The organism is Stenotrophomonas sp. 3diitr2024, assembly GCF_042136455.1.
GTDB lineage: Bacteria > Pseudomonadota > Gammaproteobacteria > Xanthomonadales > Xanthomonadaceae > Stenotrophomonas > Stenotrophomonas sepilia.
The window spans coordinates 1-1,296 of the sequence record NZ_JBHHMJ010000746.1 but is presented as its reverse complement, the minus strand read 5'-3'; the positions used below and the strand labels follow the sequence as shown (position 1 = coordinate 1,296).

Below are 1,296 nucleotides of genomic sequence, written 5' to 3'. Positions count from 1 at the left end.
CAGATCCCTTTTCCTGCGGAAAAGGGATCTGACCCCGGAAGCCGCCGGCTGTTGCTTTTGCTTCTGCTCTTTTCTTTTGATCTTCCGTGGCTGGCGCACACGGAAACTGTCAGAGGCCGGGCGGGATGGGCTGCGCAGGGGCGTGAGCCGCATGGATGCGGCGACCGAGCTTACATGGACGTACTTGCAGCGGCCCCTGCGCAGTCCATCCCGCCCGGCCAAGCACGGCTGTTGCTTTCACGCCCCCCAGCCAGCCACGAGGGGCTCCGCCGTTGGCCGTATCCGCGCCGAAGGCGCGATAATGACCGGATGGAAACTGTCCGCATCGCTACCCGCAAGAGCCCGCTCGCCCTCTGGCAGAGCGAACACGTCGCCGACCGCCTGCGCCAGGCCCACCCCGGCCTGCACGTGGAACTGGTGCCGATGACCACCCGCGGTGACGAGGTGCTGGACCGCTCGCTGGCCGCCATCGGTGGCAAGGGCCTGTTCCTGAAGGAACTGGAGCTGGCCATGCTGCGGGGTGAGGCCGACTGCGCCGTGCACTCGCTGAAGGATGTGCCGATGGAACTGGACGCGCCCTTCGCGCTGCCGGCGATGCTGACCCGGCACGACCCGGCCGATGGTTTCGTCTCCAACCTGTACGCCTCGCTGGACGCGCTGCCGATCGGCGCGCGGGTCGGCACCTCGTCGCTGCGCCGCCAGGCCCAGCTGCGCGCGCTGCGCCCGGACCTGGAGCTGCTGGACCTGCGTGGCAACGTCAACACCCGCCTGGCCAAGCTCGACAACGGTGGCTACGACGCCATCGTGCTGGCGGTGGCCGGCCTCGAGCGCCTGGGCCTGGGCGAGCGCATCGTCGCGCGCCTGCAACCGCCGCAGTGGTTGCCGGCGCCGGCGCAGGGCGCGGTGGCGGTAGAGTGCGACGGAGGCAACACGCGCCTGATGGCGCTGTTCGCCACGCTTGATGACGCCGCCACGCGCGCCTGCGTGGAAGCCGAGCGGGCCATGAACCGCGCGCTGCATGGCAGCTGCCACGTGCCGGTGGCGGCGATCGCGCAGTGGCAGGGCGACGACCTGCACCTGCAGGGCCTGGTCGGCAGCGCCAGTGATGGCCGCGCCGTGCGTGCCGAAGCGGTGGGCCCGGCCCGTGATCCGGAAGCGCTGGGCCAGCGGGTGGCGAAGCTGCTGCTGGATGCCGGTGCCGGCGAACTGCTGAACGTCTGAGGCACCGCAGGTAGTGCCGGCCGCTGGCCGGCAACCTCATGCCGCCGATTGAACGCTGTTGCCGGCCAGCGGCCG

The 1,296-nt window shown here is 70.5% G+C and carries 1 protein-coding gene; it reads left to right on the top strand.

Annotation, left to right across the window (positions count from 1 at the left end):
• The first annotated feature begins 309 nt into the window (after positions 1-309).
• On the top strand, positions 310-1,221 hold the full coding sequence (gene hemC / locus ABGA94_RS19690; RefSeq protein WP_005419543.1) for a hydroxymethylbilane synthase: 912 nt from the start codon (positions 310-312) through the stop codon (positions 1,219-1,221).
• Positions 1,222-1,296: the final 75 nt, after the last annotated feature.

Bases quoted from the DNA above. Each gene is read 5' to 3' on its own strand.
- hemC (WP_005419543.1), top strand. From the start codon at position 310: ATGGAAACTGTCCGCATCGCTACCCGCAAGAGCCCGCTCGCCCTCTGG.